Origin of the sequence: Comamonas testosteroni, from assembly GCF_000761245.1 — a bacterium.
Taxonomy (GTDB): domain Bacteria; phylum Pseudomonadota; class Gammaproteobacteria; order Burkholderiales; family Burkholderiaceae_C; genus Comamonas; species Comamonas testosteroni_C.
This window is the reverse complement of sequence record NZ_AWOR01000052.1, coordinates 12675-33751: the sequence shown is the minus strand read 5'-3', so window position 1 is coordinate 33751 and position 21077 is coordinate 12675. Positions and strand designations below refer to the sequence as shown.

18 protein-coding genes are annotated in these 21077 nt (G+C 60.4%); 9 read left to right on the top strand and 9 right to left on the bottom strand.

All coding sequences use genetic code 11. The annotated features are described in order from the left end of the window. Positions 1–60: 60 nt before the first annotated feature. From P353_RS15600 to P353_RS15585, 4 genes are read right to left on the bottom strand one after another with little or no spacing between them, the layout of a single operon-like run. A complete protein-coding gene (locus P353_RS15600; protein WP_034371288.1) occupies positions 61–1338 on the bottom strand; it encodes a M20 family metallopeptidase in 1278 nt (425 codons plus the stop codon). Further along, positions 1335–3110, bottom strand: coding sequence for a 2-oxo-4-hydroxy-4-carboxy-5-ureidoimidazoline decarboxylase (gene uraD / locus P353_RS15595; protein ID WP_034371285.1), 1776 nt, complete (start codon positions 3108–3110; stop codon positions 1335–1337). The genes P353_RS15600 and uraD overlap by 4 nt, the downstream gene beginning before the upstream one ends. Before the next feature lie 7 nt (positions 3111–3117). Continuing rightward, positions 3118–4074: an allantoinase PuuE gene (gene puuE, locus P353_RS15590; RefSeq protein WP_034371282.1), complete on the bottom strand. Its 957-nt coding sequence runs from the start codon at positions 4072–4074 to the stop codon at positions 3118–3120. Further along, positions 4071–4748: a GntR family transcriptional regulator gene (locus tag P353_RS15585; RefSeq protein WP_019043607.1), complete on the bottom strand. Its 678-nt coding sequence runs from the start codon at positions 4746–4748 to the stop codon at positions 4071–4073. The genes puuE and P353_RS15585 overlap by 4 nt, the downstream gene beginning before the upstream one ends. Before the next feature lie 212 nt (positions 4749–4960). On the opposite strand from P353_RS15585, the gene P353_RS15580 reads away from it, so the two are divergent. Continuing rightward, the gene (locus tag P353_RS15580) at positions 4961–6313 is read left to right on the top strand and encodes a glycerate kinase type-2 family protein (protein ID WP_034371279.1); all 1353 of its coding nucleotides are present in this window, start codon (positions 4961–4963) and stop codon (positions 6311–6313) included. Positions 6314–6457: 144 nt separating this feature from the next. On the opposite strand, the gene P353_RS15575 is transcribed toward P353_RS15580, so the two are convergent. Then, positions 6458–7375, bottom strand: coding sequence for a LysR family transcriptional regulator (locus tag P353_RS15575; RefSeq protein WP_003052436.1), 918 nt, complete (start codon positions 7373–7375; stop codon positions 6458–6460). Between the two features lie 108 nt (positions 7376–7483). Here P353_RS15575 and gcl point away from each other — a divergent pair, with 108 nt between their 5' ends. From gcl to glxR, 3 genes are all read left to right on the top strand, one after another. After that, a complete protein-coding gene (gcl, locus tag P353_RS15570) occupies positions 7484–9274 on the top strand; it encodes a glyoxylate carboligase (protein WP_034371276.1) in 1791 nt (596 codons plus the stop codon). A 149-nt stretch (positions 9275–9423) separates the two neighbouring features. Next, on the top strand, positions 9424–10227 hold the full coding sequence (gene hyi, locus P353_RS15565) for a hydroxypyruvate isomerase (RefSeq protein WP_034371273.1): 804 nt from the start codon (positions 9424–9426) through the stop codon (positions 10225–10227). 84 nt (positions 10228–10311) lie between these two features. After that, complete coding sequence (gene glxR, locus P353_RS15560) at positions 10312–11223, top strand: 2-hydroxy-3-oxopropionate reductase (RefSeq protein WP_003073277.1); 912 nt, start codon at positions 10312–10314, stop codon at positions 11221–11223. A gap of 97 nt (positions 11224–11320) precedes the next feature. Here glxR and ggt read toward each other — a convergent pair whose 3' ends face one another. Beyond that, the gene (gene ggt, locus P353_RS15555; protein ID WP_034371271.1) at positions 11321–13150 is read right to left on the bottom strand and encodes a gamma-glutamyltransferase; all 1830 of its coding nucleotides are present in this window, start codon (positions 13148–13150) and stop codon (positions 11321–11323) included. Positions 13151–13475: 325 nt separating this feature from the next. Between ggt and uraH the strand changes: the two genes are divergently transcribed. Then, positions 13476–13826 carry a hydroxyisourate hydrolase gene (gene uraH / locus P353_RS15550; protein WP_003070903.1) on the top strand — a complete coding sequence of 117 codons (351 nt, stop codon included), beginning with the start codon at positions 13476–13478 and terminating at the stop codon, positions 13824–13826. Positions 13827–13961: 135 nt separating this feature from the next. Here uraH and P353_RS15545 read toward each other — a convergent pair whose 3' ends face one another. Then, the gene (locus P353_RS15545; protein ID WP_034371268.1) at positions 13962–14351 is read right to left on the bottom strand and encodes a DoxX family protein; all 390 of its coding nucleotides are present in this window, start codon (positions 14349–14351) and stop codon (positions 13962–13964) included. A gap of 326 nt (positions 14352–14677) precedes the next feature. Between P353_RS15545 and P353_RS15540 the strand changes: the two genes are divergently transcribed. Next, positions 14678–15262, top strand: coding sequence for a YSC84-related protein (locus P353_RS15540; RefSeq protein ID WP_034371265.1), 585 nt, complete (start codon positions 14678–14680; stop codon positions 15260–15262). 100 nt (positions 15263–15362) lie between these two features. Here P353_RS15540 and P353_RS15535 read toward each other — a convergent pair whose 3' ends face one another. Continuing rightward, on the bottom strand, positions 15363–15773 hold the full coding sequence (locus P353_RS15535) for a hypothetical protein (protein ID WP_198529082.1): 411 nt from the start codon (positions 15771–15773) through the stop codon (positions 15363–15365). A gap of 265 nt (positions 15774–16038) precedes the next feature. On the opposite strand from P353_RS15535, the gene xdhC reads away from it, so the two are divergent. Then, positions 16039–16869 carry a xanthine dehydrogenase accessory protein XdhC gene (gene xdhC / locus P353_RS15530; RefSeq protein WP_034371260.1) on the top strand — a complete coding sequence of 277 codons (831 nt, stop codon included), beginning with the start codon at positions 16039–16041 and terminating at the stop codon, positions 16867–16869. 293 nt (positions 16870–17162) lie between these two features. Then, on the top strand, positions 17163–18482 hold the full coding sequence (locus tag P353_RS15525; protein ID WP_034371257.1) for a urate hydroxylase PuuD: 1320 nt from the start codon (positions 17163–17165) through the stop codon (positions 18480–18482). 430 nt (positions 18483–18912) lie between these two features. Here P353_RS15525 and P353_RS28215 read toward each other — a convergent pair whose 3' ends face one another. Beyond that, positions 18913–19758, bottom strand: coding sequence for a LysR family transcriptional regulator (locus P353_RS28215; protein WP_080750565.1), 846 nt, complete (start codon positions 19756–19758; stop codon positions 18913–18915). Positions 19759–19929: 171 nt separating this feature from the next. On the opposite strand from P353_RS28215, the gene P353_RS15520 reads away from it, so the two are divergent. Then, complete coding sequence (locus tag P353_RS15520) at positions 19930–21042, top strand: Rieske 2Fe-2S domain-containing protein (protein ID WP_034371254.1); 1113 nt, start codon at positions 19930–19932, stop codon at positions 21040–21042. Positions 21043–21077 lie beyond the last annotated feature (35 nt).

The following is a 21077-nucleotide window of genomic DNA, read 5'->3' as shown; positions in this document are numbered from 1 at the left end:
CTCCTTGAAAAACCTCCATCCAGTCTGGAGAAGGCTAGGCGTTCAAACGGTGTTTGGTGCTCAGGCAGTCAGGTCCACCAGCGAGCGGGCCACCACCTTGGTGGCACGGCGCAGGTCTTCCAGCACCAGGCGCTCGTCGGAGCGCTTGGCGTGCGATTCCAGCACGGTGCGGGGGCCGGCGCCGTAGATCACGCCGGGGATGCCGCGCTCGACATACAGGCGCACGTCGGTGTACAGAGGCGTGCCCACTGCAGGAGGCTTCTCGCCGAAGACAGCTTCGCCGTGGGCCTGGATGGCGTCGACCAGGGGCTTGTTGCCGTCCAGGGGCGTCATGGCATTGGCCAGCAGCAGGCGCTTGATGTCCACGCGCACGGCGTCTTCACCGGTGTAGCCGCCCTGGGTGTTGAAGTCGGCAATCGCCTTGGCGATCACGGCACGGATGCTGGCTTCCACTTCCACGGGATTCTCTTCAGGAATCATGCGGCGGTCGATCTTGAGCATGACCTTGCCGGGCACCACATTGGTGTTGGTGCCGCCGTCGATACGGCCGATGTTCAGGTAGGGATGCTTGATGCCGGGCACCTTGGAGGTGACTTGCTTGTACTTCACGTTCTCGGCGTACAGAGCCGTCAGCAGCACCGCAGTGGCTTGCAGCGCGTCCACACCGGTGTGGGGCACGGCGGCGTGAGCCATCTTGCCCTGCACGGTGATTTCCATCTGCAGGCAGCCGTTGTGAGCGGTAACTACTTCGTAGCTGAAGCCCGCTGCGATCATCAGGTCGGGCTTGGTCAGGCCCTTTTCCAGCAGCCAGCCGGGGCCCATGATGCCGCCGAACTCTTCGTCGTAGGTGTAGTGCAGCTCCACCGCGCCCTTGGAGGGCTTGGCCACGGCTTCCAGGGCACGCACGGCAAAGGTGAACGAGGCGAAGTCGCTCTTGCTCACGGCAGCAGCGCGGCCATAGAGCTTGCCGTCTTCGATCTCGGCGCCGTAGGGGTCCTTGGTCCAGCCTTCGCCCGGAGGCACCACGTCGCCGTGGGCGTTCAGGGCGATGGTGCGGCCACCGTCACCATAGGGGCGGCGCACGATCAGGTTGGTGATGGATTCCATGCCATAGGCCTTGACGTCGGCTTCGGGCACGACGTGCTTTTCGGCCTCGAAGCCAAAGCCCTTGATCAGCTCGGCAGTGCGTTCGGCGTGGGGTGCGTTGTTGCCGGGAGGCGTGTCCGTGGGCACTTGCACCATGGCCTGCAGAAACTTCACTTCTTCGTCGAAGTGCTCGTCAATCCATGCATCGATGGCGGCGTAGGTGGCTTGCTTGTCTTGATTCATATTGGTCATTGCTGTTCTTGAGCCAGTTGGTGGAGGAGGTGGGTGAAGGCATCCACGGACAGTTGCATGTCGTCGGAGGTGGAGGCTTCCAGCGGGTTGTGGCTGATGCCGGCGTTCATGCCACGCACGAACAACATGGCCTGGGGCATGATTTCGTGCAGCTTCATGGCGTCGTGACCGGCACCGCTGGGCATGCGGAACAGGGGCACGCCCAGTGCGTCGACCGCGTTTTCCCAGCGTTTCTGCCATTCGGGAGCGCTGGGGGCCGCCGCCGCCTTCATGGACAGGTCGGTGGTGTAGCGCAGGCCGCGGCGTTCGGCGATCGCGGCCATCTCGGCCATGATGTCGTTGATCATGGCGTCGCGCTGCTCGTTGGTGGGAGCGCGCAGGTCCAGCGAGAACTGGCAACGGCCGGGCACCACGTTGACCGAGCCCGAGGGCACGTTCAGCTGGCCGATGGTGGCCACGCTGTCGCCGTCCTGGCCGGCGCGCTTTTCGATGTACAGCGACAGCTCGGCCACGCCGGCCGCGGCGTCGCGGCGGCGGTCCATGGGCGTGGTGCCGGCGTGGCTGGCCATGCCGATGAATTCGCAGACATAGCGGGCACTGCCGTTGATGGAGGTGACGATGCCCAGGGGAATGTCCAGCTCGTTGAGCACGGGGCCCTGCTCGATGTGCACTTCCACAAAGCCCAGGTACTTGGCGGGGTCGCGCTCCAGCTTGGGGATGTCGTCGATGCACAGGCCTGCATGCAGCATGGCCTCGCGCAGCGTGATGCCGTCGGCGTCCTTTTGCTCCAGCCATTCCTGCTTGAAGTCGCCCACCAGGGCGCCAGAGCCCAGGAAGGTGGCCTTGTAGCGCTGGCCTTCCTCTTCCGAGAAGCCCACCACTTCGATGTTGAAGGGCAGGCGCTTGCCTTGCTGGGCCAGTTGCTTGACGCAGGCCATGGGCACAAAGATGCCCAGGCGGCCGTCGTACTTGCCGCCGTTGCGCACGGTGTCGTAGTGGCTGCCGGTCAGCAGGGTCTTGGCGCCTTCGGTGGCGGCCTTGTAGCGGCCCACCACATTGCCAACGGCGTCGATCTCGACTTCGTCGAAGCCGATCTCGCGCATCCAGTGGCTTATGCGCTGGGCGCAGGCGCGGTGGGCGTCGGTCAGATAGGTCACCGTCAGCTGGCCTTTTTCGGCGTAGCCGGGGTCGCTGTTGGTGGACAGGCGTTCCTGCCAGTCCCAGACTTCGTTGCCTTCGACGGGCTCGTAGCCGAACTTGTCGTTCAGGCGGATCTCGGCGATCCGGTGGATGTTGCGCAGTGCCTCGGCCTGTTCGTAGGCAGGATGGTTGAACATGCGGCGCTCGAAGGTCGCAATGATCTCGGCCTTGGACAGACCCAGACCGCGCGCGCCGCGCACGGCCAGGATGAAGGGGAAGCCGAAGCGCTTGCCATATTCGGCGTTGAGCTTGCGGATGTGCTCCAGCTCTTCGGGCGTGCAGTTTGTCAGGCCTGCCTTCTTTTGCTCATTCGTCGATTCGGCGGTGAGCGTGTTGGTCTCCATCTGCTTGCCGGCCAGCTCCGGGTGAGCGCGGATCAGATCGAGCTGGGACTGCTCGCTGGACTCGGCCAGCACCTTGGCCATGGCGTGCTTGATGTGCGCCATGGACTTGAAGGGACGCTGCTCCAGTGCCTTGGCGGCAATCCAGGGCGAGTGCTCGTACAGGCCATCGAGCAGATCGGTGGCGGTTGCCGCATCGGCGGCATTCAGTTGTTCCAGGGTCAAAGCCATGTCGCAATCAATCCTTGCAAGGGAAACGCTCGGCCCAGTGACGAGCCAAATCAATACGGCGGCACACCCACACGTTGTCGTGCTTCTGGATGTGGTCGAGGAAGCGCTGCAGCGCTGTAATCCGGCCGGGGCGGCCCAGCAGTCGGCAGTGCATGCCGATGCTCATCATCTTGGGGGCGTTGTCGCCGCTGGCATTGCCTTCGGCGTACAGGACATCGAATGTGTCCTTCATGTACTGGAAGAACGGATCGGCATGCGAGTAACCCTGGGGCAGGGCAAAGCGCATGTCGTTGACGTCAAGCGTGTAGGGAACGATGAGCTGGTTGTGCGTCGTGCCGTCGCTCTTGCCAACCTTCATCCAGAAGGGCAGGTCGTCGCCGTAGTAATCGCTGTCGTAGGTAAAGCGACCGGCGTCGGCCACGATGCGGTGGCTATTGGGGCTGTCGCGGCCGGTGTACCAGCCCAGGCCGTGGTCGCCGTCGTGACCGTACAGCTCTTCAAAGATGTCCACGCATTGCTGCATGTGGGCGCGCTCGATCTCCTCGGGCACGTTCTGGTAGTGAATCCACTTCAGGCCGTGGCAGGCCACTTCGTGACCGAGCTCGTCAAAGGCCTGGGCCAGCTCGCGATGCTTTTGCAGCGCCGTGGCCACGCCGAACACGGTCAGCGGCAGGCCGCGCTTCTCGAACTCCTTGAGAATGCGCCACACGCCGGCGCGCGAGCCGTATTCATAGATGCCGTCCATGCTCATGTGACGGGCCGGGTAGCTGGCGGGATTGAACATCTCCGACAGAAACTGCTCGCTGCCGGGGTCGCCATGCAGGATATGGTTCTCACCGCCTTCTTCATAGTTCAGCACGAACTGAACGGCCACGCGGGCTTTGCCGGGCCATTCGGGATGGGGCGTGTTGCGGCCGTAGCCAATCAGGTCGCGTGGATAGGAGGCGGTGGAATCGTAAGTCATAGGGATACGGAAGAAAGTGCCATCGACAAATCGTTCGTTGGCAAATCGCGGTCGAAGGTCAGGCCTGCTTCCACGTGGTCCAGGTGCAGCTGCATCAGCTGCACCGCATGTTCGGCATCGCCCGCGGCCAGCGCGGTCACGATGTCGGCATGTTCTTCGTGCGAATGCTCGGCCGCCGATGCAGACTGGTACATCAGGGTGATCAATGCGCAGCGGGAAATCAGCTCGCCCAGCAGTTGCGCCAGCACCTCGTTGCCCATGAGCTCGGCCATGCGCACGTGGAAGTCGCCCAGCAGCTCGGTGCGCTGGCCCACGTCATTGGCTTCCATGGCCTTCTTCTCGGCAGCCACATGCTGCTTGAGGGCGCGAATCTTGGCGGCGCTGCTTTGCTTGACAAAGCTGCGCACCATCTCGGCCTCGAGCATGCGGCGCACGGCAAACACCTGGCGCGCCTCGTCCACCGAAGGCGTGGCCACAAAGGCGCCGCGGGCGGGCTCGAGCCGGATGAGACGGTTTTGCGAAAGCTGGAACAGGGCCTGGCGCACCAGGGTGCGGGAAACTCCAAAGTGGTCGGCCAGCTTTTGCTCGGCCAGCTTGGTGCCGGGCATCAGGCGATGCTCGACGATGGCCTTGGTCAGGCTTTCGACAATGAAACTGGTGGTGGAAGTTTCCATAAATCCATCATAGCGGTTGAAGACAAGTTTTGTATACAGTTTCTGTTCACCAAACATGGTGTTTGTATCGATGTTCAGGCGCAGAAAGCTGTGCGCAAGCGCGCAAACCCAATGGGGGCAAGGGCTTGCAACATTGGTATTGCAAAGATCAGCAGTGTTGTGACTGGGGGCCCTCTGTAAGGGAAAAAAGCCCGAATGCACAATGCGCAGCTATGCAAGCACAGAATACATCCTCGCGCGCGCAGGCCGCGGCAACGCCTGTTCCCCAGCAAGACCCGGCTGGCTTTCTGCGTCATCTGTATGACGTGGCGGTGCGCAATGCCCTGCCCATCGAGGGTCTGGCGCGTCATCTGCCCAAGCCGCCCAAGGGCCGCACGCTGGTGCTGGGCGCAGGCAAGGCCGGCGGCTCCATGGCGCAGGCGCTGGAAGCTCTGTGGCCGCAGGATGCTCCGCTGTCGGGCCTGGTGGTGACGCGCTATGCGCATATTCCCCCACGCCCCGAAGGGCTGGCCCAGCGCCTGGAGGTGGTGGAAGCTGCCCACCCCGTGCCGGACGCGGCCGGTCTGGCTGCGGCCGAGCGCATTCTGGCGCTGACCGAGGGCCTGACGGCCGACGATCTGGTGATCTGCCTGATCTCCGGCGGCGGCTCCTCCTTGCTGACGCTGCCCGCCGAAGGCATCGACCTGGCCGAGAAGCAGCGCATCAACAAGGCGCTGCTGGAGAGCGGCGCGGCGATTGGCGAGATGAACTGCGTGCGCAAGCACCTCTCGCGCATCAAGGGAGGACGTCTGGCCGCTGCCTGCTATCCCGCCAAGGTGGTGACGCTGACCATCAGCGATGTGCCCGGCGACGATCCTTCGGTGATCGCCAGCGGGCCCACGGTGCCGGACGCGTCGACCTGTGCCGACGCGCTGGCCATCCTGGACCGCTACCAGATCGGCATTCCCGAGCCCGTGCGCGCTGCGCTGCAAGCTGGCGAGCTGGAGACGCCCAAGCCCGGCGATGCCCGCTTCGAAGGCCATGAGGTGCATCTGATCGCCACGCCCCAGCAGTCGCTGGAAGCGGCGGCGGCGGAGGCCCGTGCAGCAGGCATTGCCGTGCATGTGCTGTCCGACGAGATGGAAGGCGAGTCGCGCGAGGTGGGCAAGGTCCATGCGGCGCTGGCGCGTGCCGTGGCCAGGCATGACCAGCCCTTTGCCAGGCCCTGCGTGATTCTCTCGGGGGGCGAGACCACGGTGACCATCCGCCCGCGCCAACCCGGCGCTGCCAAGGGGCGCGGCGGCCGTGCCGGCGAGTTCTGCCTGGGTCTGGCACAGGCCCTGCAGGGCCAGGAAAAGGTCTGGGCGCTGGCCGCCGATACCGACGGTATCGATGGTGTCGAGGACAACGCGGGAGCCCGTGTCTCGCCCTGCACGCTCAAGCGCGCGGCAGAGCTGAATCTGCGCATCAGCGATCACCTGGACCGCAACGATGCCTATGGCTATTTCTCGGCACTGGGCGATCTGGTGATCACCGGTCCCACGCACACCAATGTCAACGACTTCCGCGCCATCCTGGTGCTCTGATTCTCTACATTGATAGCAGCTTGCGCTTGATCATCAATGATTTAAGACTATATTGATGCTGAAGTTACCGCCCAATGGATGGTGGCTGCTTTGCTTTTGATAGCGTCGTGCAGGGATTGATTCTTTTGCAGAATCAATATGGAATCACCCGCCGCGCGGCAGATCCTCCCACCAGGCATCGTCGAACTTGCCCTGAAGGAAGGCGATGAAGGACTGCACCTTCTGCGGCACCAGGCGCGGCGAGGGGTAGACGGCGTGGATTTCCTGCTCGGGCAGGCGGCAGGTCTTGAGCACTTCCACCACGCGGCCGTCCTTGAGCGAGTCCTGGGCCACGTAGCGCGGCAGGGCCGCAATGCCCATGTGCGAGCGGGCCGCGGCCAGCAGGGCCGAGAGATTGTTGGAGCGCAGCCGCCCGGTGACGGGAATCGACACAGGCTCGCCGCTGGCATTGCGCAGGCGCCAGATATCGTTGCCCTGCACGCTGCTGTAGATCAGCGTGGAATGCTCCTTGAGGTCCGAGGGGCGGCGCGGCGTGCCGTGCTTGCGCAGATAGGTGTTGGAGGCCACCAGCACCCAGGGATTGACGCCCAGCATGCGCGCGCCCAGCGAGGAGTCGGCCAGCTTGCCCAGGCGCAGTGCCACGTCGATGCCGTTGGCCACCAGATCGGTGTAGCGGTCCTCGAAGCTCAGATCGACCTGCACCTGCGGGTTGTGCTTCATGAAGTCCATGGCCAGCGGAATCAGCACCCGGCGCCCGAACGCCACCGAGCTGCCGATGCGCAGCTGACCCTGTACCTGGGTCTGGCGCACCTTGACCACGTTCTCCGCCTCGGCCACGTCGCTGACGATGATCTTGCATTTTTCGTAGTACAGCGCGCCGGCTTCGGTCAGGCTCACGCCGCGCGTGTTGCGGTTGAGCAGGCGCACCTTGAGGCGCGCCTCCATGGCCGCGACCTGCTTGGTGACGGTGGGCTGGGTGGTGGCGAATTCCTGTGCGACCTTGGTGAAACTGCCGGTCTCCACCACGCGCACAAACATGTGCATCGCGTCGAGTCTGTCCATGGGTTCATCTCCTATTTATTCTTGGGTGGAATAAATTTTATGGTCTGCAAGCGGCTTCCGGCAAGCAAGGGTCTTGACTAAAGTTCATTTCAGTTTGAAGGAGACCTCATGGCCAAAATGAAAGCAATCGAAGCCGCAGTCCGCGTGCTCGAAAAAGAAGGTGTTAGCGTTGCATTCGGCGTTCCCGGTGCCGCCATCAATCCGCTGTACGCAGCGCTGAAGGACCACGGTGGCATCGGCCACATCCTGGCCCGTCACGTCGAAGGCGCCAGCCACATGGCCGAAGGCTACACCCGTGCGGTGGCAGGCAATATCGGTGTGTGTATCGGCACCAGCGGCCCCGCCGGCACCGACATGATCACCGGCCTGTACTCGGCCAGCGCCGACTCCATCCCAATCCTGTGCATCACCGGCCAGGCACCTCGCTCGCGTCTGCACAAGGAAGACTTCCAGGCCGTGGACATCGCCTCCATCGCCAAGTCCGTGACCAAGTGGGCCACCACCGTGCTGGAGCCCGCCCAGGTGCCCCGCGCCTTCCAGCAGGCTTTCCACCTGATGCGCTCCGGCCGTCCCGGCCCCGTGCTGATCGATCTGCCCATCGACGTGCAACTGGCCGAGATCGAATTCGACATCGACACCTACGAGCCCCTGCCTGCCTACAAGCCAGCTGCTTCGCGCAAGCAGGCCGAGAAGGCCATCGAGATGCTCAACGAATCCGAGCGTCCCCTGCTGGTCTCCGGCGGCGGTGTGATCAACGCCGATGCCTCCGATCTGATGGTCGAGCTGGCCGAGATCCTGAACGTGCCCGTGATCCCCACCCTGATGGGCTGGGGCACCATCCCTGACGATCACCCCCTGATGGTCGGCATGTGCGGTCTGCAAACCAGCCACCGCTACGGCAATGCCAACATGCTGGCTTCGGACTTCGTGTTCGGCATCGGCAACCGCTGGGCCAACCGCCACACCGGTTCGGTCGAGGTCTACACCAAGGGCCGCAAGTTCATCCACGTGGACATCGAGCCCACGCAGATCGGCCGCGTGTTCGCGCCCGACTACGGCATCGTCTCCGACGCCAAGGCGGCTCTGGAGCAATTCGTTGCCGTGGCCAAGGAGTGGAAGGCTGCCGGCAAGCTCAAGTGCCGCAAGGCCTGGGTGGCCGAGTGCCAGGGTCGCAAGAACAGCGTCGAGTACCTGCGCAAGACCAACTTCGACAACGTGCCGATGAAGCCTCAGCGCGTCTACCAGTGCATGAACAACACGCTGGACCGCGACACCACCTATGTGTCCACCATCGGTCTGTCGCAGATCGCCGGTGCCCAGTTCCTGCACGTGTACAAGCCCCGCAACTGGATCAACTGCGGCCAGGCCGGCCCTCTGGGCTGGACAACTCCAGCCGCCCTGGGCGTGCGCGTGGCCGATCCCCAGCGCAAGATCGTGGCGCTGTCCGGCGACTACGACTTCCAGTTCATGATCGAAGAGCTGGCCGTGGGCGCGCAGTTCAAGCTGCCCTATGTTCACGTGCTGGTGAACAACAGCTACCTGGGTCTGATCCGTCAGGCACAGCGCGCTTTCTCGATCGACTATTGCGTGCAATTGGCGTTCGACAATATCAACATGGATGAGGGTGATGCGACCCGTGGCTACGGTGTTGACCATGTTAAGGTCGTTGAAGGCCTGGGTTGCAAGGCCATCCGTGTTCATCGCGCCGAAGACTTTGCCCCCGCCATGCAGCAGGCCGAAGCCTGGATGGCCGAGCACAAGACCCCTGTGGTGATCGAGTGCATCCTGGAGCGTGTGACCAACATCTCCATGGGCGCCGAAATCGACAACGTGGTCGAGTTCGAGGACCTGGCGACCGAAAAGGCCGACGCGCCCAGCGCACTGGCCCTGCTGGACTGATAGGAAAACTCCCCCTGAGCGGCTTTGCCGCTTCCCCCTCTCTGCGCGGGAGGGGGACGACGCCTTCGCTTCGGGGCGGTGCGGCCGGCTTAGGCCCTTGCTTGGCGTCTAGCGCCTGCAACTATTAACGATTACCGGAGACTTTTATCATGCCCCGTTTTGCAGCCAACCTGAGCATGTTGTTCACCGAGGTGCCTTTCCTCGAGCGTTTTGAGCGTGCCGCAAACGCAGGCTTTGAAGCCGTGGAGTTCCTCTTCCCATACGCTCATACCGTGGAAGAGATCAAGGAGCGCCTGGACGCCACCGGCCTGAAGATTGTTCTGCACAACCTGCCCGCTGGCGACTGGGACGCAGGCGAGCGCGGCATTGCCTGCGACCCCAAGCGCGTGGACGAATTCCGCGCTGGCGTGGCCAAGGCCGTGACCTATGCCCACGCCTTGGGTGTGCCCCAGCTCAACTGCCTGGCCGGCAAGGTTCCTGCCGGCGTCGACGCTGCCGTGGTGCGCCGCACCTTCGTGGAAAACCTGCGCTTTGCTGCCTCCGCCCTGAGCGCCGCCAACATCCGCCTGCTGATCGAGCCGATCAACCCCTTCGACATCCCCGGCTTCTACCTGAACCGCACGGATGAAGCGCTGTCCATCCTGGACGAAGTGGGTGCGCCCAACGCCTTCGTGCAGTACGACATCTACCACGCACAGCGCGTGGAGGGCGAGCTGGCCGCCACCATGCAAAAGCAGCTGGGCCGCATCGGCCACATCCAGCTGGCTGACAACCCTGGTCGCAACGAACCGGGCACGGGCGAGATCAACTACCCCTTCCTGTTCGCACACCTGGATCGCATCGGCTACGACGGCTGGATCGGCTGCGAATACAAGCCCGCCAACGGCACCGAGTCCGGCCTGGGCTGGCTGCAGAAGATCGGCGGCTGGAGCAAGGTCGCAGTGGCTGCCTGAATGGATGAAAAGGCCTGTGGCGCCTGCTGGCAAAGCGCCATCGGCCATCGAATTTAAGTATCAAGAAAACTGAGGAGTACAACCATGAACGCATCGTCTCTCAAGCTGGGCTTTATCGGTCTGGGCATCATGGGCGCGCCCATGTGCGGCCACCTGATTGCAGCCGGCCACCAGCTGTTCGTCAACACCGTGGGCAAGGTGCCTGCCAACATCGCCGAAACCAGCGCCACCCAGTGCACCACCGCTCGCGGTGTGGCCGAGCGTGCCGACATCATCTTCATCATGGTGCCCGACACTCCCGACGTGGAGAAGGTGCTGTTCGGTGAAGACGGCGTGGCAGCCGGCCTCAAGGGCAGCTCCGGCAAGATCGTGGTCGACATGTCCTCCATCTCGCCCGTGGCCACCAAGGACTTCGCCAAGCGCATCGAAGCCGCTGGCGCCCAGTACCTGGACGCTCCCGTCTCCGGCGGCGAAGTCGGCGCCAAGAACGGCACCCTGTCCATCATGGTCGGCGGCCCCGATGCAGCCTTCGAGCGCGTCAAGCCCCTGTTCGACAAGATGGGCAAGAACATCACCCTGGTGGGCGGCAACGGCGACGGCCAGACCGCCAAGGTGGCCAACCAGATCATCGTGGCTCTGAACATCGAAGCCGTGGCCGAAGCCCTGCTGTTCGCATCGCGCGCCGGTGCCGATCCAGCCCGCGTGCGTGAAGCCCTGCTGGGCGGCTTTGCCTCTTCCAAGATCCTGGAAGTGCATGCCGAACGCATGATCAAGCGCACCTTCGATCCCGGCTTCCGTATTGCCCTGCACCAGAAGGACCTGAACCTGGCTCTGTCCAGCGCTCGTCAGCTGGGCGTGTCCCTGCCCAACACGGCTCAGGCTCAAGAACTGTTCAACAGCTGCGTGGCCCACGGAGGCGCTGGCTGGGATCACTCGGGCATGGTGCGTGCCCTGGAAATCCAGGCCAACTTCGAAATCGGTCAGAAGGCTGAATAAAGAGAGGTGGGGAGGGCGGCCACTGGCCACGCGTACGGCCAGCAGCCGCCTCAAGTAAAAGCCGCGCTCGGGGGAGCGCGGCTTTTTTTGTTCAGCGTCAGTACCCCATGGTTTTTCCGTCGGGGTTGCGCGGATCCGAAGCGCCGCGCAGCAGGCCGTCGCGGATCTCGATGGTCTGCGTGCGACCCATGGATGCCTTCAGTGCCACCTTGTGGCCCCATTGCCTGAGCAGGGCCAGCGTATCGGGGCTGAAGCCTTTTTCAACACGCAACTCGTCAGGCGTCCACTGGTGGTGAAAGCGCGGCGTGGCAGCCGCTTCGGCCGGGTTCATGCCGAAGTCGATGTGGTTGACGACTTGCTGCAGCACCGTGGTGATGATGCGCGCTCCGCCCGGACTGCCGGTGACCAGAACCGGCTTGCCGTCCTTGAGTACCAGGGTCGGCGTCATCGACGACAGCGGCCGCTTGCCGGCCTGCACGGCATTCGCATCGCCGCCCACCAGACCATAGGCGTTGGCCACACCGGGCTTGGCCGAGAAGTCGTCCATCTCGTTGTTGAGCAAAATCCCCGTGCCCTTGGCGACGATGCCGCTGCCGAAATTGGTGTTCAGCGTATAGGTCACGGCCACCGCGTTGCCGGCCTTGTCCACCACGGAGTAATGGGTGGTCTGGTCGCTTTCATAAGGCTGGGGCCTGCCGGGCCGGATGTCCTTGGCGGGCCTGGCCTGCTGGGGCTTGATGCTGGCGGCCAGCTCGCTGGCATAGCTCTTGGAGATCAGCCCCTTGAGCGGAATCTTCACGAAGTCCGGGTCGCCCAGATACTCGGAGCGGTCGGCATAGGCGAGCTTCATGGCCTCGGTCATGTAGTGCACGCTTTGCGCGCTGTCGGCCCCCCATTGATTCATGGGCCAGCGCTCCATCATGTTCAGGATCTGAATCAGGTGCGCGCCGCCCGAAGAGGGCGGGGGCATGGTCACGATCTGGTAGCCGCGATAGCTGCCGCGCACGGGCTCGCGCTCTGCCACCTTGTAGTCACGCAGGTCCTGCAAGCTGAGTGCATTGGCGTGCGGCGCCATCTCCGCCACGATCTTCTGCGCGATCGCGCCCTCGTAGAAGGCCTTGGCACCTTGCTGGCTGATCAGGCGCAGGGACTGCGCCAGATCCTTTTGCACCAGCCTCTGGCCGGTTTGCAGCGGCACGCCGTTCCTCCAGAAAACGGCCTGGGTGGCGGGCCAGCGGCCCATGTTCTTTTTTTCCTGATCCAGAGTCTTGGCCAGGGTGACGCTGACGGGATAGCCCTTGTCCGCCAGCGCAATCGCCGGAGCCATGACCCTGGCCAGCGGCATGCTGCCCCAGCGCGAAAGCGCGTGCGTCATGCCTGCCACGGTGCCGGGCACACCCACGGCGTAGTGGGTGAAGAGCGATTTGCCGTCGATGACCTTGCCGCTGGCATCCAGATACATATTGCGCGACGCGCCCCTGGGCGCCACTTCGCGGAAGTCCAGCGCAATGTCCTTGCCGCTGCTGGCGTCGTGCACCATCATGAAGCCGCCGCCGCCGATATTGCCGGCATTGGGCAAGGCCACGGCCAGTGCAAAACCCACGGCCACGGCGGCATCGACGGCATTGCCGCCGGCCTTGAGAATATCCACGCCGATCTGCGTGGCCAGCTCCTGCTCCGAGGCCACCATGCCGTTCTTGGCGATGACGGGGTGAAAGACATCCAGCTCGAAGTCATAGGCGGCAGCGGCTGCCTGGGCAGCGGCGGTCTGGGTGACGGCAGGCGCTGCAGCCTGAGCAGTGGCATCGTGACCGATGGCCGCGCGTTCGTTGCTGGCGGGCTCTAGCGTGGCCGTGCTGCTGCAGGCGCTCAGGCCGGCCAGAGCGATGAGCAGGCTGGCTGCCAGGGCGGTGGTGCGCAATTGCATGCGTTGTCTCCTGTTCGCTTGGTGAATCGGGCCAGTGTATAGAGGCTGATGAAGAAGCCAACCGGGCAAAGCTGGCTATGTGCCTGAAAGTCAAGGCAGAAAAGCCTTTGATGGAGTACAGAAACTGTATACACTTTAGCGATCAAAGCGCTGTGCTCACGCGCGCGCAGGCTTTGTGATGGCATAGATGTTTCAGGGCTTACGAAAACAGGAATGCAACAACGACCTGCCTTCTGAGGCAGCCGTCCGGCCTGAACCCGTTTTGCGTAAGTCGTGTGTTTGATACAACCAAGGGCAGTGGCAAACTGCCTGTGAGGAGATTTCCATGGGCCTGAGCACCCACGTTCTCGACACCATGAATGGCTGCCCTGCCGCAGGCATGGCCGTCGAGCTGTTTTCCACTGAAGGCGACAAGGCCACGCTGATCAAGAGCCTGGTGCTCAATCATGACGGCCGCACCGATGCGCCGCTGTTCGACAACAACACGCTCAAGGTCGGCACCTACCGCCTGACTTTTGACGTTGCGGCCTACTTCAAGGCCCGTGGCGTGCAACTGCCCGAGCCCAGCTTTCTGAACAAGGTGAGCCTGGACTTCGGCGTGGCCAATGTGGAGCAGCACTACCACGTGCCTTTGCTGGTCAGCCCCTGGAGCTACTCCACTTATCGCGGCTCCTGAGCGGGACGTGAGTCTCTCGACAAGGGAGACATGGCAAAAACAAGAGCGGCTTGCGCACGTCATTTCTTGGTTTCAGCATTAAAAGGCATTGAAACTCAGAGATGACAGGCGCAAGCCGCTCCTGTTTTTAAAGACTTATTTGCCCTTGGAATAAGCCATGGCCACGACCAGGGCGCTCACGAAATAAAAGGCCTGCAACTCCAGCGCCCAGCCGCCGGTGTTGTTGAGCATCAGAATCTGCCGGGTGTGCATCAGCGCAAATGCCACCACCATATTCACCGCAATCACCAGTGCGGCGGGTACCACCCACAGACCCACCAGCAAAAGCAAGGGCGCGACCACTTCGCCCAGGTAGACCGCATAGGCCAGAAATCCCGGTGCACCCAGACTCTCGATCTTCGCCTCGATACTGCCTATGCCATAACGAATCTTGGCCCAGCCGTGCAGCAGCACGAGCAAGGCCAGGGTGACACGCAGCAGCACCAGAGCTGCCTTGGGATGGTGAAAGTAATTCCAGAACTTCATGAATTTCCTGTCGTCCGCGCGATGCTTATATCAACAATGCTAGCGCCTGTTTCAGACAATTCGTCTGATTGCCTATGGATGAGGCCAAGTGTTGTCTTGTGTTCATGTTGTAGGTCTTTTTCGACACCTGCCCTTGCCTTCTGTAGGCCAATGGCGCAAGCTGTTACCGCTGAGTTTTATCGGCAACGCTGCGCACTAGCATCGTGCCAACCCTGTTTCTGACAGCTTTGCATCGGGGGGATGTGCAAAAGCGACTCAATGTCGGACTGCAGGACCTTCTACCTCTGAAATGTGTCTACACATTCATCCCATGAAAGGATATAGGTATGCGTCAAATTTCTCTGCGTTCTGTTGCGATGGCTGCTGCACTGGCTGCCGGTGCCTTGACCATGACGGCCTGCACCACGACCAAGCCCGAGACGGCATCGGCTCCCCGTTCCGATTCCACAACGGTCAATACCCGTGCCAATGCAGCTCTGGAGCGCCTGTACCAGACCGCACCAGGATCCAAGGAAATGGTGCAACGCGCCAAGGGTGTGCTGATCTTCCCGTCGGTGATTGGCGGCAGCTTTGTGGTGGGGGTCGAGCATGGCCGCGGCGTGCTGCGCGTGGGCGGTCAAAACCGAGGCTTCTACAGCACGACAGCGGCCTCTATCGGATGGCAGGCTGGTGGTCAGTCCAAGGCTGTGATCTATGTGTTCAACACACAGGAAGCGCTGGACAAGTTCCTCAAGAGCGACGGCTGGTCCGTGGGGGCTGATGCCACCGTGGCTGCCGGCCGGATCGGTGCCAACGGCAGTGTGGACACCACGACCGCCCAGGCTCCGGTCACCAGCTATGTGCTGACCAATGCGGGCCTGGAAGCGGGCGTGTCGCTGCAGGGCACGAAGATCACCAAAGTGGTCGAATAAGCCTCGCCTCGCCTGGCTTGTCACAACAAAAAACCGGCCTTGGCCGGTTTTTTGTTGTCCGATGCAGCTGCGGGCTGCATCGCTGTGCGCTTTTACTGGTTTACTGGCCCAGCTGACCTTCGGTCAGAGTGTCGAGCTGGAAGCGTCCCGACTTGTCCCACAGCCAGGTGTCGGTATAGGTCACGCTGCGGCCCGCGGCAGGGAAGGGGGCAGCGGAGCGCACGGCTCGCTCGATCTCGGCCACCACTTCGGGGGCATGGCTTGGCTTGCGCATCCAGTGCAGGTTTTTCACGCGGCCCTGGCCGTCGAGTTGAACCTGGAGCACGCCGATCGCATACAGCATAGGCGGCAGCATGCCCTGGTAGATGCGGCCGGAGTTGCGTTCATACAGATGCTGGGCAGCCTGCTTGCGATAGGCGGGGCTGGCCTTGTCGGCAGGCGTCGTGCCGATGGACGGGCTTTGAGGTGCGATCTGGCAGGCGGTCAGCACCGCTGCAACGGCAGCCATCATCCCGGTCCGCAGCCAGTTCAGGGGGCGGCGGGCTGGTGTGGCGCGGGTGGGGTCGTGGGTTTCAGACATGACGCCAAGCGTAGCCGCAAATGGATGGAGGCAGTTGCCTGGGGGCACAATTCCGACGCCTGCCCGTGAAAAATCTGCAACGACTCGTCAAATCCGGTTCGGATATGCATCCGATTAATGTGCTCATACGTTTGTCTGTCTATTGCGACTCGCAAAATGCATGAACATCGGTCATCAAAGCAATCGGCGTTCAGTCATGTGGAGTGAAACACAGCAAGAAATCTTGAACCGTCTGGCGCAGCAGCCGCTGTGCTGGGTGCAGGTACAGGCCACTCGTGGCTCCGTGCCCCGTGAGGAGGGGGCCTGGATGGCTGTGTTTGCCGATGAGGTGATGGGGACGATCGGCGGTGGTCACCTGGAGTGGCAGGCCATTGCCCAGGCGCGCCAGTTGCTGGCGCAGTGGGAAGCAGACCCCGCAGCCTTGCGCGAGCATATCCAGCGGTATGCGCTTGGCCCCAGTCTGGGCCAATGCTGCGGCGGTGCGCTGGAGCTGCACTTTGCATGGTTTGACGCCCGCGATGCTCAACGTCTGCGGGCCTTGATGCCCGAGCCGTCGCAATGTGTGGCCTTGTTCGGCGCGGGCCATGTGGGGCATGCGCTGGTGCGCATTTTGCGCAGCTTGCCGTACCGCGTGGTCTGGGTCGACAGCCGTGATGCAGTCTTTCCCGTGCAGGAGCAGATAGGGGTGCAGTGCGAGCATTCCGATCCGGTGCAGGCTGCGGTGGCACAGCTGCCGCCGCAGTCGCAGGTGCTCATCATGAGCTTCAGCCATGCCGAAGACCTTGAGGTGGTGGCGCAATGTCTGCTGCGCCAGCGCGAGCGAGGCGATCTGCCTTTTGTGGGGTTGATCGGCAGCAAGACCAAATGGGCCAGTTTCAGCAGCCGCTTGCGCAGTCGAGGGTTCAGCGATGCAGAGTTGGCCCATATCACCTGCCCGATCGGCGTGCCGGGCATTACCGGCAAGGAGCCCGAGGTGATCGCTGTGGCGGTGGCAGCACAGCTTTTGCAGCGCTTTTCTGCGAGCTGATGGTGCAACGAATGCACCTGATCTGGTGCATGTCGCCGCAAACATGCAGGTCGCATGCCCTGAAAATCAGGCCCGATCCTTGCATATCGCTCTTGTATTAGGGAAATCTCTAGGGTGGTTTATCCCTGATTCGAGAGTTGTGGCAGCAAAAATTGCATACACTTTCGGTCGACAGAATGGTCGCAGCGGTGCCCCGTGTGTAACGTCCGGGAGCGCGGCCTTTTCTTCTGCTCAGAGCGCCCGCAGTGGTGAGCAGGTTGTTAGGCAGCCCCACGCTGCCAAGGTTGAGAGCTATGGAAAGCTACATTCTCGACTGGGCCGGCCTGCTATTGCGGTGGCTCCACGTCATTACCGCGATCGCCTGGGTCGGTTCCTCCTTCTACTTTGTGTTCCTGGACAGCAGCTTGACGCCGCCCGTGGATGACGACCTGAAAAAGCAGGGCGTTAACGGCGAACTCTGGGCTGTGCACGGTGGCGGTTTCTACCACCCCGTGAAGTTCAATGTGTCCCCTCCCAAGATGCCGGATCACCTGCACTGGTTCTACTGGGAAAGCTACACCACGTGGCTGTCCGGTTTTGCCCTGCTGACGGTCTCCTATCTCTGGAACGCCAATATCTATCTGGTCACTCCCGGCGACCCCAATGCCATGAGCACCGGCGTCGCCGTGGCTTCGGCTCTGGGCTTCCTGGTGGTTTTCTGGCTGCTGTATGACTTCATCTGCCGCACCTTCGGCCAGAAGAAGAATGGCGACGCCACCGTCGGTGCCATGGTTCTGGTTCTGGTGTGTATCGCCGCCTACCTGGCCTGCCACATCTTCCCCGGCCAGGCCGCCTTCCTGCTGATGGGTGCGATGATCGCGACGTCCATGAGCGCCAACGTGTTCTTCTGGATCATCCCTGGCCAGCGCAAGGTGGTGGCATCCCTGAAGGCCGGCGAGCCCGTGGACCCACGTCACGGCCAACGTGCCAAGCAGCGCAGCGTGCACAACACGTATTTCACGCTGCCCGTGCTGTTCGCCATGCTCTCCAACCACTATGGCTGGTTGTACAGCCACAAGCTGAACTGGCTGGTGCTGATCGGCATGATGTTTGCCGGCGCTGCCATTCGCCAGTTCTTCGTGATGCGCCATGGCTACAAGCTCGGTCGCAACAGCCACCCCTGGCCTTACGCTGCTGTCGGCGTGGCTGCTCTGCTGGCCGTGTTTGTCTGGCTCAAGCCTGCTCCTGTGGCTGCAACCGCTCCTGCTGCTGCAGCGCCTGCCGCTCCTGCTCCAGCCGCGACTGCTGCTCCTGCAGCTCCCGCTGCCGAAGGCGCCGCCACTGCATCGGCAGCCGCAGCACCGGCAGCCGCAGCACCGGCAGCCGCTGGTGGCGAAGGCTTCGCCAAGGTCAACGCGATCTTCCAGCAGCACTGCGTGGTGTGCCACGGCACTGCCATCCAGCAAAAGGCTGTCCGTCTGGACTCCCCCGAAGCTGTGAAGTCGCACGCCCAGCAGATCTACCAACAGGTGGTGCAGCTGAAGAAAATGCCTTTCGGCAATCCTGGCGCACTGTCTGAGGACGAGCGCAACCTGATCAAGACCTGGTATGAGTCCGGCGCTGCCGTGAACTGATCATCAGCTGTTGTTCTGGGTAATCAAAGTCGTCAACTGGAAACTAAAGTCGTAAACATCGGCCTGGCATCCATGCGGCTTTCCATGGAGGGGGCGCGGCATCAAAGTCGTCAACTCCCTTTCCCTAATAGAAAAAGCGCTCGTTGTGAGCGCTTTTTCTATTGAAGATTCAATGGGTTGGGTTCGCGAGTGCAGCGCAAGCGTGATAACCCCCGTGAATGAATCTGAGAACACCCCCGAGGCTGTCTGCAGTCGCTCCACTCAAAGATGCCCATGACGGCCAATGCCCAAAGCAGTCATTGGAGCGCGACTGCCATGGAGGTCTGCTCTAAAGCTCAAAGCGGTCACCGGTCTGTCACGAATTCCAGGTGCCCTTTTTTGTCTGCATCGAACTGGTGCTTTCGACCCAGAGCAGCCATCTGAATTATATTTAATTAAGCAAAGAAATATATTTTAGGAAATGGTTCTTTAAAGCTCTTTGCCCTGCAGTCAATGGTAGTAATTTTGACTGAATAATCCAAATGGGTACGTGATGTATTGATTCTTCTGAATAGCATTTAAGTTCATTTTCATTTTCCCCTATTTTTGACCACAATGGAACAATAACATTTCCATTTCGTCCAATATTTTTAATATTGTCAATATCACTGACATAACTGCCATATCTCGACTGAGATGAAAAGTGGCAATTTATCCACTCAATAAATTCACTTGGGGGATTATTGTGCCAATATAGAACAGGCATTTCTTGAGTATTAATTTTTGATTTAATACCAAAGTAAAAATTCGCTTTGAAATTGCAAATAAAATTTGAATCAACTGTTTTAGGCTCTGAATAATGCTCCATTAGCCCAATATCACAAAACTTTTCTGCAACGGCCTTCTCAGGATTATTGGATGTAATAATCTCCAACTCTATTTTAGGATTGGATTCGTTAAAAAGCATAATTTGCTCTGTAAAAACAGAGCCGAGCCCCTTAGATATCGCAAGCTTAATTCTCTCTGTGACTTCACTATTTTCATCAAAAATATCTCTATTCATTTCAGCGATTGAATTTCTGATAAGTGATGCATAGTGAAGAATTTTTGCGCCCTCTGCAGTTGGAAAAAGATGATTGTCTTTTACAAAAAACAATTTAAATTTAAAGTGTTTTTCTAAAATTTCTATCCGTCGTGAGACAGTTGTTCTATCAAGCTGAAGAAACTGAGATGCTTTAGCATAAGTCCCGGCCTCAGCGGCATACAAATAAATCCTCAAATCATCCCATTTCATCATGGCATAGTGCAAAAATAAACATGAAGTGCAAAATTACACATAGACATCTTCAATTCCCTCTTTTAAATTCCGGATCGGATATTAGTCAAGAGCATATCAAACTGAGTAATATAAATTATATGCAGATACGTTCTTGATTGGAATATCCATTCGATAAATAAAGGAGACAAAATGGCTACCTCAAATGACTATCGCCTCGGTGAATTCACCTATCCTCGTGGATGGTTTATGGTGGCTGATTCCAAGTCAGTCAACTCAAGCAAGCCCTTGGCGCTACGTTACTTTGGTCAAGACTTCGCCCTGTATCGTGGTCGCAGTACGGGCAAGATAGTGCTACTTGATGCGTACTGCCCCCACATGAAAACCCACCTGGGTGCCCCCAACACAACAAGCTACGTGGTGATTGATGGAGGTGGGAGCAATGTGGAAGGTGACAGCATCAGATGCCCCTATCATGGATGGCGATTTGGAGCAGACGGGAAATGCAATGAGATCCCGTACCACGAAGGCAGCATCCCAACAGCAGCGGCTGTCAAAAGCTGGATCGTAGAAGAAAAATATGGAGCTATTTGGGTCTGGCATGACCCTGAAGGCAAAGGCCCTGATTACGATTTGCCAGTTTTTTCAGAGTGGGATGATCCATCCATTGTTAATGGTGAATGGGATGTGTTGGGGGAGCTTAATCAGCATCCACAAGAGGTCGTTGACAACATTGCTGACTATGGACACCTCAGCCCAATTCACGGGTCATATGTTCAGCAATTCGAGAACGAATTCAAGGGTCATCACGCAATGCAGCGCCAAGCATGCGGCCATCGTCGATTCACTGGTGCGACTGCCACCGATGAGTTGATGCACACAGATACCTCATATCATGGTCCAGGCATCCTGGCCGCCAAGGTCAGCGGCATGTTTAGCTCTTTCATGATGATCATGCACACCCCCGTAGAGGACGGAAAAATTAAGGTGTGGCACAACCTTTTGGTGCGTACTGAGCATGGTGGCGAGCCTACTATTTCGGACCAAATGCTTGCCAAGGAATATCAGGCAACCAGCTTGGCTGCGTTTTCTCAGGATTTCGAGGTGTGGACTCAAAAAGCTCCATGCCTGAACCCACTATTTATTCCAAGCGATGGCGCTTTTCACAAGGCGCGAATCTGGTACAAGCAGTTCTACAATCCCCGTGCAAAGGCCCATGAGTACCAAGATCAAAGTGAGGGTACGTATGTCCCCAGGGGAATGATTGGCTATACGACCAAACCGGTCGAAGCACTGGCACTCTGACTACTGAGGCAATGGGATTTGGGGCTCCTGCCCCA

Coding starts and splice junctions, on each gene's coding strand:
- P353_RS15600 (WP_034371288.1), bottom strand. CDS start 1,338: ATGACCAATATGAATCAAGACAAGCAAGCCACCTACGCCGCCATCGAT.
- uraD (WP_034371285.1), bottom strand. CDS start 3,110: ATGGCTTTGACCCTGGAACAACTGAATGCCGCCGATGCGGCAACCGCC.
- puuE (WP_034371282.1), bottom strand. CDS start 4,074: ATGACTTACGATTCCACCGCCTCCTATCCACGCGACCTGATTGGCTAC.
- P353_RS15585 (WP_019043607.1), bottom strand. CDS start 4,748: ATGGAAACTTCCACCACCAGTTTCATTGTCGAAAGCCTGACCAAGGCC.
- P353_RS15580 (WP_034371279.1), top strand. CDS start 4,961: ATGCAAGCACAGAATACATCCTCGCGCGCGCAGGCCGCGGCAACGCCT.
- P353_RS15575 (WP_003052436.1), bottom strand. CDS start 7,375: ATGGACAGACTCGACGCGATGCACATGTTTGTGCGCGTGGTGGAGACC.
- gcl (WP_034371276.1), top strand. CDS start 7,484: ATGGCCAAAATGAAAGCAATCGAAGCCGCAGTCCGCGTGCTCGAAAAA.
- hyi (WP_034371273.1), top strand. CDS start 9,424: ATGCCCCGTTTTGCAGCCAACCTGAGCATGTTGTTCACCGAGGTGCCT.
- glxR (WP_003073277.1), top strand. CDS start 10,312: ATGAACGCATCGTCTCTCAAGCTGGGCTTTATCGGTCTGGGCATCATG.
- ggt (WP_034371271.1), bottom strand. CDS start 13,150: ATGCAATTGCGCACCACCGCCCTGGCAGCCAGCCTGCTCATCGCTCTG.
- uraH (WP_003070903.1), top strand. CDS start 13,476: ATGGGCCTGAGCACCCACGTTCTCGACACCATGAATGGCTGCCCTGCC.
- P353_RS15545 (WP_034371268.1), bottom strand. CDS start 14,351: ATGAAGTTCTGGAATTACTTTCACCATCCCAAGGCAGCTCTGGTGCTG.
- P353_RS15540 (WP_034371265.1), top strand. CDS start 14,678: ATGCGTCAAATTTCTCTGCGTTCTGTTGCGATGGCTGCTGCACTGGCT.
- P353_RS15535 (WP_198529082.1), bottom strand. CDS start 15,773: ATGATGGCTGCCGTTGCAGCGGTGCTGACCGCCTGCCAGATCGCACCT.
- xdhC (WP_034371260.1), top strand. CDS start 16,039: ATGTGGAGTGAAACACAGCAAGAAATCTTGAACCGTCTGGCGCAGCAG.
- P353_RS15525 (WP_034371257.1), top strand. CDS start 17,163: ATGGAAAGCTACATTCTCGACTGGGCCGGCCTGCTATTGCGGTGGCTC.
- P353_RS28215 (WP_080750565.1), bottom strand. CDS start 19,758: ATGATGAAATGGGATGATTTGAGGATTTATTTGTATGCCGCTGAGGCC.
- P353_RS15520 (WP_034371254.1), top strand. CDS start 19,930: ATGGCTACCTCAAATGACTATCGCCTCGGTGAATTCACCTATCCTCGT.